At 59.7% G+C, this 14,908-nt stretch carries 16 protein-coding genes; 13 read left to right on the top strand and 3 right to left on the bottom strand.

From position 1 onward, the window contains the following. The 8 genes from ACA066_RS01910 (at window position 1) to ACA066_RS01875 (ending at window position 8,916) form a co-directional block, all read left to right on the top strand. Window positions 1–699: an SPOR domain-containing protein gene (locus tag ACA066_RS01910; protein WP_497697898.1), complete on the top strand. Its 699-nt coding sequence runs from the start codon at window positions 1–3 to the stop codon at window positions 697–699. Window positions 700–986: 287 nt separating this feature from the next. Beyond that, window positions 987–1,517, top strand: a complete 531-nt coding sequence (hslV, locus tag ACA066_RS01905) for an ATP-dependent protease subunit HslV (protein WP_030129223.1) — start codon at window positions 987–989, stop codon at window positions 1,515–1,517. Window positions 1,518–1,572: 55 nt separating this feature from the next. Further along, window positions 1,573–2,910 carry an ATP-dependent protease ATPase subunit HslU gene (gene hslU, locus ACA066_RS01900; RefSeq protein ID WP_497697897.1) on the top strand — a complete coding sequence of 446 codons (1,338 nt, stop codon included), beginning with the start codon at window positions 1,573–1,575 and terminating at the stop codon, window positions 2,908–2,910. Window positions 2,911–2,990: 80 nt separating this feature from the next. After that, window positions 2,991–3,362, top strand: a complete 372-nt coding sequence (locus ACA066_RS01895) for a gamma-butyrobetaine hydroxylase family protein (protein WP_497697896.1) — start codon at window positions 2,991–2,993, stop codon at window positions 3,360–3,362. 258 nt (window positions 3,363–3,620) lie between these two features. Further along, complete coding sequence (phaC, locus tag ACA066_RS01890) at window positions 3,621–5,300, top strand: class II poly(R)-hydroxyalkanoic acid synthase (protein WP_497697895.1); 1,680 nt, start codon at window positions 3,621–3,623, stop codon at window positions 5,298–5,300. Between the two features lie 149 nt (window positions 5,301–5,449). Next, window positions 5,450–6,304, top strand: a complete 855-nt coding sequence (phaZ, locus tag ACA066_RS01885) for a poly(3-hydroxyalkanoate) depolymerase (RefSeq protein WP_497697894.1) — start codon at window positions 5,450–5,452, stop codon at window positions 6,302–6,304. Window positions 6,305–6,432: 128 nt separating this feature from the next. Then, complete coding sequence (gene phaC / locus ACA066_RS01880; protein ID WP_497697893.1) at window positions 6,433–8,115, top strand: class II poly(R)-hydroxyalkanoic acid synthase; 1,683 nt, start codon at window positions 6,433–6,435, stop codon at window positions 8,113–8,115. A gap of 180 nt (window positions 8,116–8,295) precedes the next feature. Next, window positions 8,296–8,916: a TetR/AcrR family transcriptional regulator gene (locus ACA066_RS01875; RefSeq protein WP_150632735.1), complete on the top strand. Its 621-nt coding sequence runs from the start codon at window positions 8,296–8,298 to the stop codon at window positions 8,914–8,916. Between the two features lie 190 nt (window positions 8,917–9,106). Here the strand turns inward: ACA066_RS01875 and ACA066_RS01870 are convergent, their stop codons facing one another. The 3 genes from ACA066_RS01870 to ACA066_RS01860 all read right to left on the bottom strand — a co-directional run bounded on the left by ACA066_RS01870 (window position 9,107) and on the right by ACA066_RS01860 (window position 10,857). Beyond that, window positions 9,107–9,898, bottom strand: coding sequence for a phasin family protein (locus ACA066_RS01870; RefSeq protein WP_497697892.1), 792 nt, complete (start codon window positions 9,896–9,898; stop codon window positions 9,107–9,109). Between the two features lie 10 nt (window positions 9,899–9,908). Further along, window positions 9,909–10,331 carry a phasin family protein gene (locus ACA066_RS01865; protein WP_497697891.1) on the bottom strand — a complete coding sequence of 141 codons (423 nt, stop codon included), beginning with the start codon at window positions 10,329–10,331 and terminating at the stop codon, window positions 9,909–9,911. Window positions 10,332–10,581: 250 nt separating this feature from the next. Then, on the bottom strand, window positions 10,582–10,857 hold the full coding sequence (locus ACA066_RS01860) for a polyhydroxyalkanoic acid system family protein (RefSeq protein WP_497697890.1): 276 nt from the start codon (window positions 10,855–10,857) through the stop codon (window positions 10,582–10,584). A 155-nt stretch (window positions 10,858–11,012) separates the two neighbouring features. On the opposite strand from ACA066_RS01860, the gene ubiE reads away from it, so the two are divergent. From ubiE to ACA066_RS01835, 5 genes are all read left to right on the top strand, one after another. Then, window positions 11,013–11,783, top strand: a complete 771-nt coding sequence (gene ubiE, locus ACA066_RS01855; protein ID WP_007948968.1) for a bifunctional demethylmenaquinone methyltransferase/2-methoxy-6-polyprenyl-1,4-benzoquinol methylase UbiE — start codon at window positions 11,013–11,015, stop codon at window positions 11,781–11,783. Next, window positions 11,783–12,406, top strand: coding sequence for a ubiquinone biosynthesis accessory factor UbiJ (locus tag ACA066_RS01850; protein WP_497697889.1), 624 nt, complete (start codon window positions 11,783–11,785; stop codon window positions 12,404–12,406). The genes ubiE and ACA066_RS01850 overlap by 1 nt, the downstream gene beginning before the upstream one ends. Beyond that, a complete protein-coding gene (ubiB, locus tag ACA066_RS01845) occupies window positions 12,403–14,007 on the top strand; it encodes a ubiquinone biosynthesis regulatory protein kinase UbiB (protein WP_497697888.1) in 1,605 nt (534 codons plus the stop codon). Before ACA066_RS01850 ends, ubiB begins: the two co-directional genes overlap by 4 nt. Window positions 14,008–14,161: 154 nt before the next feature. Beyond that, window positions 14,162–14,563: a phosphoribosyl-AMP cyclohydrolase gene (gene hisI / locus ACA066_RS01840; RefSeq protein WP_497697887.1), complete on the top strand. Its 402-nt coding sequence runs from the start codon at window positions 14,162–14,164 to the stop codon at window positions 14,561–14,563. Next, the gene (locus tag ACA066_RS01835; RefSeq protein WP_008047820.1) at window positions 14,556–14,888 is read left to right on the top strand and encodes a phosphoribosyl-ATP diphosphatase; all 333 of its coding nucleotides are present in this window, start codon (window positions 14,556–14,558) and stop codon (window positions 14,886–14,888) included. Before hisI ends, ACA066_RS01835 begins: the two co-directional genes overlap by 8 nt. The last annotated feature ends 20 nt before the right edge of the window (window positions 14,889–14,908 follow it).

The following is a 14,908-nucleotide window of genomic DNA, read 5'->3' as shown; positions in this document are numbered from 1 at the left end:
TTGGCTGCCAAGAAAAAACCTGCACCCAAGCGTGGCGCCAGCCGTTACCAAGCTCCTGCAAAGCAACCGATTCCGGGCTGGCTGTGGATGGCGATCGGCCTGTCGGTCGGCGCGTTCATTGTGTTCCTGATGAAGCTGGAGCCGGGCAAGGGCAGCGAGAGCGTCAAGCGCGAGAAGATCGAGCAGCAGAAAGCCACCAAGATCGCCGAGGCCAACAAGACCCCGCCGAGCCCGACGCAACCGGTGAAGCCGAAGTACGACTTCTACACCCTGCTGCCGGAATCGGAAGTCATCGTGCCGCCGGATGCGGTGCCGGAGAAAACCCCGCCGACGCCGGCCGTACCGACCACGCCGGTAACGCCAGCGGAAGCGGCAAAGATCGACACTGCCCGCGCCCAGGCAGCATTGGCTGGCATCACCCCGCCGCCACCACCGCCCGTGACCAAGGCAGCGCCGGTGACCAAGTTCTTCCTGCAGGCCGGCTCGTTCCGCAAGGAAGCCGATGCGGACAAGGTGCGTGCGCAGATCATCCTGCTCGGTCAGGCTGTGGCGGTTGAATCCGGCACCGTGAAGGACGAGACCTGGTATCGGGTGCTGGTCGGGCCGTTCAGCAACCGCGAACAGCTGACCACCGCTCAGAAACAACTGTCCGGCGCAGGGTTCAGCAACCTGTTGTTACAACAACGCCAGAACCGCTGACTCTTGATGGCGGGGCCCTTACCTGAAGGCGTAGGTTGCTTTTGTGGCGAGGGGGCTTGCCCCCGTTCGGTTGCGCAGCGACCGTAAAACCATAATCCCCGCCCTGACTGAAGCTACGCGGCGCCTGACTTCAGGGCCGCTTCGCGGCCCAACGGGGGCAAGCCCCCTCGCCACAGGTTCACCGTACGCCATTCGTCCCCCGCCAAGTCCCGCAGTTGAAATCCTCTCCACCACCCCCATATGAGTTGGCATAAGGCATTTTCGCCCCGCTGCGTGGAGACTCTCCCTTGACCACCATCGTTTCAGTTCGCCGCCACGGCAAAGTCGTCATGGGCGGCGACGGCCAGGTTTCTCTCGGCAATACCGTGATGAAAGGCAACGCGAAGAAAGTTCGTCGCCTGTACCACGGTCAGGTCATCGCCGGTTTTGCCGGGGCCACCGCTGACGCCTTCACCCTCTTCGAGCGCTTCGAAGGCCAGCTCGAGAAACATCAGGGTCACCTGGTTCGCGCCGCCGTCGAACTCGCCAAAGAGTGGCGCACCGACCGCACCCTCAGCCGCCTCGAAGCCATGCTCGCGGTCGCCAATAAAGACGCTTCCCTGATCATCACCGGCAACGGCGACGTGGTCGAACCCGAAGAAGGCCTGATCGCCATGGGCTCCGGTGGCGGTTACGCCCAGGCCGCCGCCAGCGCGCTACTGAAGAAAACCGATCTGTCGGCCCGCGAAATCGTCGAAACCGCGCTCGGCATCGCCGGCGACATCTGCGTATTCACCAACCACACCTTCACCATTGAGGAGCAGGACCTCGCCGAGTAAGCCTGTTCCGGCCTTAGCGCCACGGCTCACTTTTGCTTGAGGACCGCCAATTACTATGTCCATGACTCCCCGTGAAATCGTCCACGAACTCAACCGCCATATCATCGGCCAGGACGATGCCAAGCGCGCCGTCGCCATCGCGCTGCGTAACCGCTGGCGCCGGATGCAGCTGCCGGAAGAGCTGCGCGTTGAAGTAACGCCCAAGAACATCCTGATGATCGGCCCGACCGGTGTCGGTAAAACCGAGATCGCCCGTCGCCTGGCCAAACTGGCCAACGCGCCGTTCATCAAAGTCGAAGCGACCAAGTTCACCGAAGTCGGCTACGTCGGTCGCGACGTTGAGTCGATCATTCGAGATCTGGCTGACGCCGCCATCAAACTGCTGCGCGAACAGGAAATGACCAAGGTTCGCCACCGCGCTGAAGACGCCGCCGAAGAGCGTATCCTCGACGCCCTGCTGCCACCGGCGCGCATGGGCTTCAACAACGATGACGCCCCGTCGGCCGACTCCAACACCCGCCAGCTGTTCCGCAAGCGCCTGCGCGAAGGTCAGCTGGATGACAAGGAGATCGAAATCGAAGTCGCCGAAGTGGCCGGCGTCGATATCTCCGCGCCACCGGGCATGGAAGAAATGACCAATCAGTTGCAGAGCCTGTTCGCCAACATGGGCAAGGGCAAACGCAAGAGCCGCAAGCTCAAGGTCAAGGAAGCGCTGAAACTGGTCCGCGACGAAGAAGCGAGCCGCCTGGTCAACGATGAAGAGTTGAAGGCCAAGGCGCTGGAAGCGGTCGAGCAGCACGGCATTGTGTTCATCGACGAAATCGACAAGGTTGCCAAGCGCGGTAACTCCGGTGGCGTTGATGTATCCCGTGAAGGCGTGCAGCGCGATTTGCTGCCGCTGATCGAAGGCTGCACCGTCAACACCAAACTGGGCATGGTCAAGACCGATCACATCCTGTTTATCGCCTCCGGCGCGTTCCACTTGAGCAAGCCGAGCGACCTGGTGCCCGAGCTGCAAGGTCGCCTGCCGATCCGGGTCGAGCTGAAGGCGCTGACGCCTGAAGACTTCGAACGAATTCTCAGCGAGCCGCACGCGTCGCTCACCGAGCAATATTGCGCACTGCTGAAAACCGAAGGTCTGGCCATCGAGTTCCAGCCGGACGGCATCAAGCGCATCGCCGAGATCGCCTGGCAGGTCAACGAGAAGACCGAGAACATCGGTGCACGTCGCCTGCACACCTTGCTTGAGCGACTGCTCGAAGAGGTGTCGTTCAGCGCCGGCGATCTGGCCAGCGCCCACGACGGCAAAGTGATCCTGATCGACGCCGACTACGTCAACAGCCACCTGGGCGAATTGGCGCAGAACGAAGATCTGTCGCGCTACATTTTGTAGAGCTGCAAGCTGCAAGCTGCAAGCTGCAAGCTGATGGAGTTAAGCTTGTAGCTTGTAGCTTGCCGCCCAAGGCCTTTTCCATGATTCCCACCGACATCAAACTGCACAAAGCCTCGAAAACCCTGTCGCTGAAATACGCGTCCGGCGAGGAACATCACCTGCCCGCCGAGTTCCTGCGCGTGCACTCTCCTTCCGCCGAGGTCCAGGGCCACGGCAAACCTATCCTGCAATTTGGCAAGATCGGCGTAGGCCTGACCAAAGTAGAACCGGCCGGTCAGTACGCACTGAAATTGACCTTCGACGATGGCCACGACAGCGGCCTGTTCACCTGGGACTATTTGTACCAGTTGGGCGTGCGTCAGGAGGATCTCTGGAACGATTATCTTGCCGAACTGAAAGCTGCCGGCAAAACACGTGATCCGAACGAGTCTGTCGTCAGGCTGATGCTCTAGCCCGAGCCTCTTGCGCGTTAGAGGGCATTTTCTAATTTCATCTGTTTGAATGCTTGGCCGCAAGGTCAGTCATTAGCCTGCTTGCGAAAAAAATTAAACTCGGGTAACCAATGGAACTGGCAAGTTCCCTGCAGTGCTCTCTGAACTAAAAAACAGTGATGCAGCATTAACGGTCACCCGAGCAGTAGTACCTGGCATTGGCTGTGTACCTACACAACTGGTCCCTGGTACTCGCCTCAGGACAATGGAGCGTCGTAGATGAGTAAAGTGAATAACGATGACTTGAAGTATCAGGCCTCGGAAAACACCTTGGGGCTGAATCCTGTCGTTGGGCTACGTGGAAAGGATCTACTGGCTTCTGCTCGAATGGTGCTCAGGCAGGCCATCAGGCAACCGGTTCATAGCGCCAGGCATGTCGCTCATTTCGGCCTTGAACTCAAGAACGTACTGTTCGGCAAATCCGGGCTGCAACCTACCAGCGAGGACCGTCGCTTCGCCGATCCGGCCTGGAGCCAGAACCCGCTCTACAAACGTTATCTGCAAACTTACCTGGCGTGGCGCAAGGAACTCCACGACTGGATCGGCGACAGCAACCTCGGGCCCAAGGATGTGGCACGCGGGCACTTCGTGATCAACCTCATGACCGAAGCCATGGCCCCGACCAACAGTGCGGCCAATCCGGCGGCGGTCAAACGCTTCTTCGAAACCGGTGGCAAGAGCCTGCTCGACGGCCTCTCGCACCTGGCCAAGGATCTGGTGCACAACGGCGGTATGCCGAGCCAGGTCAACATGGGCGCATTCGAAGTCGGCAAGAGCCTGGGCGTGACCGAAGGCGCAGTGGTGTTCCGCAACGACGTGCTGGAGCTGATCCAGTACCGGCCGACCACCGAGCAGGTGCACGAGCGCCCATTGCTGGTGGTGCCGCCGCAGATCAACAAGTTCTACGTCTTCGACCTGAGCCCGGACAAAAGCCTGGCGCGTTTTTGCCTGCGCAATCACGTGCAGACCTTCATCGTCAGCTGGCGTAACCCGACCAAGGAGCAACGCGAGTGGGGCCTTTCGACCTACATCGAAGCGCTCAAGGAAGCGGTCGACGTGGTCACCGCGATCACCGGCAGCAAAGACGTGAACATGCTCGGCGCCTGCTCCGGCGGCATCACCTGCACCGCCCTGCTGGGCCACTACGCGGCGATCGGCGAGAACAAGGTCAACGCCCTGACGCTGCTGGTCAGCGTGCTGGACACTACCTTGGACAGCGACGTGGCCCTGTTCGTCGACGAGCAGACCCTCGAAGCCGCCAAGCGCCATTCTTATCAGGCCGGTGTGCTGGAAGGCCGTGACATGGCGAAGGTGTTCGCCTGGATGCGCCCCAATGACTTGATCTGGAACTACTGGGTCAACAACTACCTGCTCGGCAACGAGCCGCCGGTGTTCGACATCCTGTTCTGGAACAACGACACCACACGATTGCCCGCCGCGTTCCACGGCGACCTGATCGAGCTGTTCAAAAAAAACCCACTGATCCGTCCGGACGCACTGGAAGTGTGCGGCACGGCGATCAACCTGAAACAGGTCACGGCGGACATCTTTTCCCTGGCCGGCACCAACGACCACATCACGCCATGGAAGTCCTGCTACAAATCGGCGCAACTGTTTGGCGGCAAGGTCGAGTTCGTGTTGTCCAGCAGCGGTCACATCCAGAGCATTCTGAACCCGCCAGGCAACCCGAAATCACGCTACATGACCAGCGTCGAGATGCCGTTGAAGGCCGAGGACTGGCAAGAGAACTCTACCAAGCACACCGATTCCTGGTGGCTGCACTGGCAGGCGTGGCAAGCGGAACGTTCGGGCGAACTGAAAAAAGCTCCGACAAAACTGGGCAACAAGGCTTATCCCGCGGGTGAAGCAGCTCCAGGCACTTACGTACACGAGCGGTAACTGACACACCTCGTTTTACCTGTAGGAGCTGAGCTTGCTCGCGAAAGCGGTGGGTCAGTCAACGCAACTGTCGACTGACCCACCGCTTTCGCGAGCAAGCTCAGCTCCTACAGGGGATCGGGGATGAATTAACCCACAGGGCTTGAAGCATGCCGCAACCGTTCATTTTTCGTACCGTCGACCTGGATGGCCAGACCCTCCGTACGGCGGTACGCCCCGGCAAGCCTCACTTGACGCCCTTGCTGATTTTCAATGGCATCGGCGCCAACCTGGAGCTGGTGTTTCCGTTCGTCGCGGCGTTGGACCCGGACCTCGAAGTCATCGCTTTCGATGTCCCGGGTGTAGGCGGCTCGTCGACGCCGAACCGGCCGTACCGTTTTCCGGGCCTGGCCAGACTCACGGCGCGGATGCTCGACTATCTCGATTACGGGCAAGTCAACGTGATCGGTGTGTCGTGGGGTGGTGCCCTCGCCCAGCAGTTCGCCTACGACTACCCGGAGCGCTGCAAAAAACTCGTTTTAGCGGCCACGGCAGCCGGTGCGCTGATGGTGCCGGGCAAACCGAAAGTGCTGTGGATGATGGCCAGCCCACGGCGCTACATCCAGCCATCTCACGTGATTCGCATTGCGCCAATGATCTACGGCGGCTCGTTCCGTCGCGATCCGACCCTCGCCGCCAGCCATGCGGCAAAAGTGCGTTCGGCAGGCAAGCTCGGTTACTACTGGCAGCTGTTCGCAGGCCTCGGCTGGACCAGCATTCACTGGCTGCACAAGCTCCACCAGCCGACACTGGTGCTGGCGGGTGACGACGATCCGCTGATCCCGCTGATCAACATGCGGGTGCTGGCCTGGCGAATTCCCAATGCTCAGTTGCACATCATCGATGACGGGCATCTGTTCCTGATCACCCGTGCCGAGGCCGTGGCGCCGATCATCATGAAATTCCTCGAGGAAGAACGGCTGCGCGCCGTGATGCATCCGCATCCGGCGCCATTGGGCGGTTAACCGACCCCGGCTTTTGTTACAAAAAGGGGTCGGCAAGACGCCGCGCCGCGCAACAACCCGTTACAGCGTCTATGGTGTTCTGGTTCGGTGTATTTGTTTTTGGCCTGAAGACGAAGGAGTGTTGAGTCATGCGCGAAAAGCCAGCGAGGGAGTTTTTGCCCACTCCCGCCGCGTTCATCAACGCACAGAGTGCGATTACCGGCCTACGTGGTCGGGATCTGATGTCAACCCTGCGCAGTGTTGCCGCCCATGGTTTGCGCAACCCGGTGCACAGCGCCCGGCACGCCTTGAAGCTGGGCGGTCAATTGGGGCGGGTGTTGCTGGGCGAAACCCTGCACCCGACCAACCCGCAGGACAGTCGCTTTGCCGACCCGGCCTGGAGCCTCAACCCGTTCTATCGCCGCAGCCTGCAGGCGTACCTGAGTTGGCAGAAGCAGGTCAAAAGCTGGATCGACGAAAGCAACATGACCCCGGACGATCGCGCCCGCGCCCACTTTGCATTCGCCTTGCTCAACGACGCGGTGTCACCGTCCAACACCCTGCTCAATCCGCTGGCGATCAAGGAGATTTTCAACTCCGGCGGCAACAGCCTGGTGCGCGGCATCAGTCATCTGGTCGATGATTTCCTGCACAACGACGGCCTGCCCAGGCAAGTCACCAAGCAGGCGTTCGAGGTCGGCAAAACGGTCGCCACCACCACCGGCTCCGTGGTGTTTCGCAATGAGCTGCTGGAGCTGATCCAGTACAAGCCGATGAGCGAGAAGCAGTATTCCAAACCGCTGCTGGTGGTGCCGCCACAGATCAACAAGTACTACATTTTCGACCTGAGCCCGAGCAACAGCTTCGTTCAGTTCGCCCTGAAAAACGGCCTGCAGACCTTCATGATCAGTTGGCGCAACCCGGATGTGCGCCATCGCGAATGGGGCTTGTCGACCTACGTCGAAGCCGTGGAAGAAGCAATGAATGTGTGCCGGGCGATCACCGGCGCTCGTGAAGTGAATCTGATGGGCGCCTGCGCTGGCGGGCTGACCATTGCCGCGCTGCAAGGTCATTTGCAGGCCAAACGGCAACTGCGGCGGGTGTCCAGCGCGACGTACCTGGTCAGCCTGCTCGACAGCCAGATGGACAGCCCGGCCACCCTGTTCGCCGACGAGCAGACCCTGGAAGCGGCCAAGCGCCGCTCCTATCAGAAGGGTGTGCTGGACGGGCGCGACATGGCCAAGGTCTTTGCCTGGATGCGCCCCAACGATTTGATCTGGAGCTACTTCGTCAACAACTACCTGTTGGGCAAGGAACCGCCGGCGTTCGACATTCTCTACTGGAACAACGACAACACGCGTCTGCCGGCAGCCTTTCACGGCGACCTGCTGGACTTCTTCAAGCACAACCCGCTGAGTCATCCGGGCGGTCTTGAAGTGTGCGGCACGCCGATCGATTTGCAGAAAGTCACCGTCGACAGCTTCAGCGTGGCCGGTATCAACGACCACATCACCCCGTGGGATGCGGTGTATCGCTCGACCCTGCTGCTGGGTGGCGAGCGGCGCTTCGTGCTGTCCAACAGCGGGCATGTGCAGAGCATTCTCAACCCACCCTCAAACCCGAAAGCCAATTTCATCGAAAGCACGAAACTGAGCGGCGATCCACGGGCCTGGTATTACGACGCCAAGCAAGTCGACGGCAGCTGGTGGACGCAATGGCTGGGCTGGATTCAGGAACGCTCGGGCGCGCAGAAAGAAACCCACATGGCGCTCGGCAACCAGAACTATCCACCGATGGAGGCGGCACCCGGTACTTACGTGCGCGTGCGCTGAAAGAGTTGGCTAACACCTCTGCCACTTTGATCTTCTGTAGGAGCGAGCTTGCTCGCGATGGACGTTAACGATAACGCGCACTGCCTGGCTAACCGCGTTGGCCTTTCGTTTTTCGCGAGCAAGCTCGCTCCTACAGGGGGCCAATTGACCGTAGCATGACCTGATCATTAAGAAGACTGGATGAAAACCCGCGACCGGATCCTCGAATGTGCCCTGCAGTTGTTTAACCAGAAGGGCGAACCGAACGTCTCCACCATGGAAGTTGCCAACGAAATGGGCATCAGCCCGGGCAACCTCTACTACCACTTCCACGGCAAGGAACCGCTGATTCTCGGGTTGTTCGAGCGCTTCCAGGCGGAGCTCGCGCCGCTGCTCGATCCGCCGTCCGACGTGGAACTGGCCCCTGAAGACTATTGGCTGTTTCTGCATTTGATCGTCGAGCGCCTGGCTCATTACCGGTTTCTGTTCCAGGACCTGTCGAACCTCGCCGGGCGTCTGCCGAAACTGGCCAAAGGGATACGCAACCTGCTCAATGCGCTGAAGCGCACGCTGGCTTCATTGCTGGCGCGGCTGAAGGCTCAGGGGCAATTGGTCAGCGACACGCAAGCGCTGGGGCAATTGGTGGAGCAGATCACCATGACGCTGCTGTTCTCGCTGGACTATCAGCGGATTCTGGATCGTGAGGGTGAAGTGAGGCTGGTGGTGTATCAGATCATGATGCTGGTGGCGCCGCATCTGCTGCCGCCGATCAAGGTCGCGACTGAGCAACTGGCGTTGCAGTACCTCGAAGAGCACGAGTAACTCCTGAACACCGCGGTCCCTGTGGGAGCTAGCCTGCTAGCGATAGCGATTTATCCGTCGACATTGTTGTTGACTGATGAACCGCTATCGCTAGCAGGCTAGCTCCCACAGGGGCCGCGGTGTTTTCAAAATCGTGCACAAACAAAAACGCCCGACCTTTGCAGGCCGGGCGTTTTTTTGAGCCCTGAAATCAGGACTGACTGGTTGGCGTCGATGGAGCTGGCGCGGCAGTCGGGGTTGCAGCAGGGGTCGGTGCAGCAGCGGAGTTCGACGCGCTGACCGGGGTTGCCGGTTTGGCGGCAGCCACTGCTGGTTTCGGTGCAGCGGCTTTCGGCGCTGCCGGTTTTTTCACTGCCGGCTTCTTCGCTGCGGCAGGTTTTGCCGCTGGCTTGACTGCCGGTTTGGCAGCTGCGGTTTTCGCTGCAGGTTTGGCAGCTGGTTTGGCTGCGGCTTTTGCGGCGACCGGTTTGGCCGCTGCCTTGGCTGCTGCAGGTTTTGCTGCGGCAGTTTTGGCAGCCGTTTTAGCAGCAGGTTTGGCCGCTGCGGTTTTCGCCGCAACTGGCGCAACCTTGGCACCGGTGAGTCGTTCGATTTGCTTGGTCAGGGTATCGACCTTGCTGTGCAGCGCTTTCACTTCGTTACGGCTCGGTACGCCCAGGCGCGAAATGGCGCTGTTCAGGCGCTTGTCGAAAGCTCCTTCCAGCTCATCCCACTTGCCCAGCGCACGATCTTTCACGCCACTGATGCGCGACTTGGCCGAGGAAGCGGAATCCTTGACGTCATCGACTTTTTTGCCGACAGCGTTCTTGGTGAGCTTCTCGGCTTTCTCGCCGTCTTTGACCAATGCATCGAAGAGCTTGCTGCCGTCAGTGTCGATCTTCGAGTACACGCCTAAACCAGCCAGCCAGATTTTGCGGGAGTAGTCTTCGACTTTCCCAATCCACGAGCTGCCTTCTTTTTCGGTGTTCTTTTTACCAGCCATCCCGTTCTCCTTAAGATTTACGCGCGACGCGTTCGAGCAATGCCGTCAGCTCATCGAGCTTAGCAGAGAGTGTCTCAACGTCATGTTTAGACGGAATGCCGATACGATTCAAGGCACTTGCAACACGCGAGTCAAAAGCCTTCTCGACCTTGTCGAGTTGAACTTCGACCTTGCCTCGGAACGTGCTCACTTCACTCTTGGCTTCATCGATCTCGGCGTTAGCGGCTTCAAGTTTCTCGGCAACTAGCTTTTTTCCTTTGGTTTCAACAGTTTGACCCGCCTTGACCAACTCTTGAAAGTACTCGCTGCCCTCTTGGCCGACCTTGGTATAGGCACCCAGGCCTGCCAGCCAGATCTTGCGGGCATAGGATTTAACGTCGCTCAGAGCTGTTGTCGAAGCGTCGATTTTTTTCTTCAAAATAACTTTGGCCATGGTGCACCTCACGCGCAGAAGGTTTGAGGAACTGCCCGTGAAAGAGTCGGGCTCAGGCACAAAGTAGGGAGAAAAATTAGAAACGGCACCCTAACAACTGACATAAACAGGTGGTGCCACACACCTCAACCTGTAGGAGCCGAGCTTGCTCGCGATAGCGGTTCATCATTCAAAATGAATGTGGACTGATACACCGTCATCGCGAGCAAGCTCGGCTCCTACAGGGATTGCATTCACAAATCGAAGCCGGTCAAACCAACGCTTTATCGAGGGCCTTTTCGATTTCTGATTTGATCATGCCGCTCATGGCCGACATCATCAGGCCCAACTCCACATCGACGCGGATCGAATCTTCGCTGACATGCACCGCACCTTTCACACCCGAGCGCCTGAGGTTCAAGGTGTCGCCAGACCACTGCGGCTCCAGGCCATATTGATCGGACAGCTTCTGCGCCAACTGGTCGGCCTTCTCGCGGGCCGTTTCCTTGCCCAGGCCGTGGGCACGTTCAACACTAATACGGGCCATCGAATGACTCCTGCTTTATGGATACTTTCCTGAAGCATCTTGACCGCTGCTGCGGCAAAACGTCTCGGCGGTTGCCTATCTTACCTTCAGCCTTGCCAAGACAAAGCAGGCCACCGGGATTAGAATGTCCCGCATTCTCTTCTGGTGACAGCGATATGACTGATCAGCGCAAAGGCAGCGATGCCGAACCCACCACGCACTTCGGTTTCAAAAACGTTCCGGAAAGCCAAAAAGCGGAAAAAGTCGCTGAGGTTTTCCACTCGGTAGCCGCCAAGTACGACTTGATGAACGACCTCCTGTCGGGCGGCATGCACCGCTTGTGGAAGCGTTTCGCGATCGAGCTGTCGGGCGTGCGCACCGGCAACCGCGTGCTGGACATCGCCGGTGGCACCGGCGACCTGACCAAAAAATTCTCGCACCTCGTGGGCCCGACCGGCCAGGTGGTGCTGGCCGACATCAACGAATCCATGCTCAAGGTCGGCCGTGACCGCCTGCTGGATCTCGGCGTGGCCGGCAACGTCGAATTCGTCCAGGCCGATGCTGAAAAGCTGCCGTTCCCGGACAACCATTTCGATTGCGTGACCATCGCATTCGGCCTGCGCAACGTCACGCACAAAGAAGACGCCCTGCGTTCGATGCTGCGCGTCCTCAAGCCGGGCGGCCGTTTGCTGGTGCTGGAATTCTCCAAGCCGACCAACGCGCTGATGTCCAAGGCCTACGACGCCTACTCGTTCGCCTTCATGCCGCTGATGGGCAAGCTGATCACCAACGACTCGGAAAGCTATCGCTACCTGGCCGAATCGATCCGCATGCACCCGAATCAGGAAACCCTGAAGTCGATGATGGTCGAGGCCGGTTTCGACCGCGTGACCTATCACAACATGACCGCAGGCATCGTCGCCCTGCACCGCGGCATCAAACCCTGATGTTGCTGGCCGGCCTGCTCGCCAGCGTTGAACTCGGTCTGAACCGGGTGCTGCGTCTCGACAGCACGGCGCTGCCGCGGCTGGCGCATTTGAGCGGCAAGGTGATTGCCGTCGATTGCCGCAGCCCGGTGCTGCAACTGTTCATCCTGCCCAGCGACGAAGGTTTGATGTTGGCGTCCCACTGGGAAACCGGCGCCGACTGCACCTTGCGTGCACCGGCCTCCAGTCTGTTGAAACTGGCGCTGAGCAAGGACAAGGCCTCGGTCCTGCATGGCCCTGAAGTTGAACTCGACGGTGACAGCGGCCTGTTGCTGGAACTGGCGGCGATCCTTCAGGACCTCGAGCTGGACTGGGAGTACGAACTCTCACGCTGGCTCGGCCCTGTCGCCACGTACCTGGTCGGCGGTCACCTGCGCAACCGCGCACGCTGGTATCAGCAAGGGTTCGCCAGCCTCAATCAGAACCTGGGCGAATACCTGGCCGAAGAATCGCGCACCCTCGTCGGTCAGCGCGAAGCCGAAGCCCGTTTCAGTGAACTGGACCAGATCAAACTCGATCTGGAACGTCTCGAGGCGCGTTTCGAGCGCCTTTCCCGATCCCTCGACCCAAGCGATAACGCATGAAGCTGCTTGCCGTCCGCCGTTTGTTGCGCATCCAGCGCGTTGTGATTCGCTACCGCCTCGATGACCTGCTGTTCGCCCTGCCGCTGCCTTGGTTTTTGCTGGCGCTGCGCTACGCCTTGCCGTGGCGCTGGTTCCCGCGCAAGACGCTGGACCTGAGTCGCGGCGCCCGATTGCGCCTGGCGCTGCAGGACCTCGGGCCGATTTTCATCAAGTTCGGGCAGATCCTGTCCACCCGCCGCGATCTGCTGCCGGAAGACATCGCCGACGAGTTGATGAAGTTGCAGGACCGCGTGCCGCCGTTCGATTCGCAAGTGTCGGTCAAGCTGATCGAAGAACAGCTCGGCAAGAAAATCAGTGAAGTGTTCAGCCGCTTTGACGTCGAACCGCTGGCCTCCGCTTCGGTGGCGCAGGTGCATGCCGCGCAGCTGAAAACCGGCGAAGAAGTCGTCGTCAAAGTCATCCGCCCCGGGCTGAAACCCATCATCGCGCAGGATCTGGCGTGGCTGTTCATCCTCGCCCGCGCCGCGGAAAAACTCTCCGCCGACGCACGCCTGCTGCACCCGGTGGACGTGGTCAGCGACTACGAAAAAACCATCTACGACGAACTCGACCTGTTGCGCGAGGCGGCCAACGCCAGCCAGTTGAAGCGCAACTTCGACGGCTCGCCGCTGCTGTATGTGCCGCAAGTCTATTGGGACTGGTGCCGGCCGAAAGTGCTGGTGATGGAGCGCATCTACGGGATTCAGGTAACCGATCTGGCGACCCTCGCCGATCAACGCACCGACATGAAAATGCTCGCCGAGCGCGGGGTGGAAATCTTCTTCACCCAGGTGTTCCGCGACAGTTTCTTTCACGCCGACATGCACCCGGGCAACATCTTCGTCAGCACCGTCAACCCGTGGAGCCCGCAGTACATTGCGATCGACTGCGGCATCGTCGGCAGCCTGACCCCGGAAGACCAGGATTACCTGGCGCGCAACCTGTTCGCGTTCTTCAAGCGTGATTACCGTCGTGTGGCGCAATTGCACATCGATTCGGGCTGGGTGCCGGCGGAAACCAGACTCAACGAATTCGAAGCGGCGATCCGTACGGTGTGCGAGCCGATCTTCGAAAAACCGTTAAAAGATATTTCATTCGGTCAGGTGCTGATGCGTCTTTTCCAGACCGCTCGACGTTTCAACATGGAAGTGCAGCCGCAGTTGGTGCTGCTGCAAAAAACCCTGCTGAACATCGAAGGCCTCGGCCGTCAGTTGTACCCGGACCTCGATTTGTGGAACACCGCGCAGCCATTCCTTGAGCGCTGGATGCGTGAACGCGTCAGCCCCAAAGCCTTGCTCGGCAACGTGCAGAGCCAGTTCGAACAGCTGCCGCACCTGGCCAATATGGCCCGCGACTTGCTTGAACGCATGTCACAGCCCCACGCCTACGACCCGCCACCACCGTGGCATCGACGCCGGGACGACTGGTTCCTGCGCCTGCTCGGCACAGCCCATCTGGCCGGCGGCTCGATACTCGCCGCAGGCGGGCCGCTGAACGAACTGGCTTACTGGCCGGCCGGAATCATGATGGCCGTCGGCTTGTATCTGGTCGTTCGCCGATAGCACGAATAAGCTGCAAGTTATAAGCTGCAAGCTTCAAGCGATATTCGCAGCAACGCTTGTAGATTTGCACGTTGCACATTACGAAAGACCGAAGCGCACTGGCTTTTACTTGCAGCTTAAAGCTTAAAGCTTGGAGCTACTTCAGGAACTGAAGATGAACAACTGGCTGGACGAGATCAAGTGGGACGCCGACGGCCTGGTGCCGGCGATTGCCCAGGATCACAAGACCGGGCGCGTCCTGATGATGGCCTGGATGAACCGCGAAGCGCTGGAACTGACCGCTGCCGAGAACCGCGCCATTTACTGGTCACGTTCCCGTGGCAAGCTGTGGCGCAAGGGCGAAGAGTCCGGCCACGTGCAGACCCTGCATGAGATGCGCCTGGACTGCGACGCCGACGTGATCATCCTGATGGTCGAGCAGATCGGCGACATCGCCTGCCATACCGGCCGCCAGAGCTGCTTCTATCGCGTCTTCGAGAACGGCGACTGGACAACCGTCGACCCGGTTCTCAAAGACCCGCACGCCATCTATTCCGCAGGGCACACACATGAGTGACACTCTCACCCGACTGGCCGAAGTGCTGGAAGAGCGCAAAGGCGCCGCCGCCGACAGCTCTTACGTCGCCAGCCTGTACCACAAGGGCTTAAACAAGATTCTGGAAAAAGTCGGCGAAGAGTCGGTCGAAACCATCATTGCCGCCAAGGACGCCGCCATCAGCGGTGACTGCAGCGATGTGATCTACGAGACCGCCGATTTGTGGTTCCACAGCATGGTAATGCTCGCCCAACTGGGGCAGCATCCACAGGCTGTACTCGATGAACTGGACCGTCGTTTCGGTCTGTCCGGACACGCCGAGAAAGCCTCGCGCCCGTCCGCCTGAACAATTATTAGAAAGGAGCA

Source organism: Pseudomonas sp. LBUM1651 (assembly GCF_059716135.1).
The sequence above is the reverse complement of the archived record's forward strand: the minus strand, read 5'-3'. Positions and strand labels throughout refer to the sequence as shown.

Bases quoted from the DNA above. Each gene is read 5' to 3' on its own strand.
- hslU (WP_497697897.1), top strand. From the start codon at position 1,573: ATGTCCATGACTCCCCGTGAAATCGTCCACGAACTCAACCGCCATATC.
- ACA066_RS01895 (WP_497697896.1), top strand. From the start codon at position 2,991: ATGATTCCCACCGACATCAAACTGCACAAAGCCTCGAAAACCCTGTCG.
- phaC (WP_497697895.1), top strand. From the start codon at position 3,621: ATGAGTAAAGTGAATAACGATGACTTGAAGTATCAGGCCTCGGAAAAC.
- phaZ (WP_497697894.1), top strand. From the start codon at position 5,450: ATGCCGCAACCGTTCATTTTTCGTACCGTCGACCTGGATGGCCAGACC.
- phaC (WP_497697893.1), top strand. From the start codon at position 6,433: ATGCGCGAAAAGCCAGCGAGGGAGTTTTTGCCCACTCCCGCCGCGTTC.
- ACA066_RS01875 (WP_150632735.1), top strand. From the start codon at position 8,296: ATGAAAACCCGCGACCGGATCCTCGAATGTGCCCTGCAGTTGTTTAAC.
- ACA066_RS01870 (WP_497697892.1), bottom strand. From the start codon at position 9,898: ATGGCTGGTAAAAAGAACACCGAAAAAGAAGGCAGCTCGTGGATTGGG.
- ACA066_RS01865 (WP_497697891.1), bottom strand. From the start codon at position 10,331: ATGGCCAAAGTTATTTTGAAGAAAAAAATCGACGCTTCGACAACAGCT.
- ACA066_RS01860 (WP_497697890.1), bottom strand. From the start codon at position 10,857: ATGGCCCGTATTAGTGTTGAACGTGCCCACGGCCTGGGCAAGGAAACG.
- ubiE (WP_007948968.1), top strand. From the start codon at position 11,013: ATGACTGATCAGCGCAAAGGCAGCGATGCCGAACCCACCACGCACTTC.
- ACA066_RS01850 (WP_497697889.1), top strand. From the start codon at position 11,783: ATGTTGCTGGCCGGCCTGCTCGCCAGCGTTGAACTCGGTCTGAACCGG.
- ubiB (WP_497697888.1), top strand. From the start codon at position 12,403: ATGAAGCTGCTTGCCGTCCGCCGTTTGTTGCGCATCCAGCGCGTTGTG.
- hisI (WP_497697887.1), top strand. From the start codon at position 14,162: ATGAACAACTGGCTGGACGAGATCAAGTGGGACGCCGACGGCCTGGTG.
- ACA066_RS01835 (WP_008047820.1), top strand. From the start codon at position 14,556: ATGAGTGACACTCTCACCCGACTGGCCGAAGTGCTGGAAGAGCGCAAA.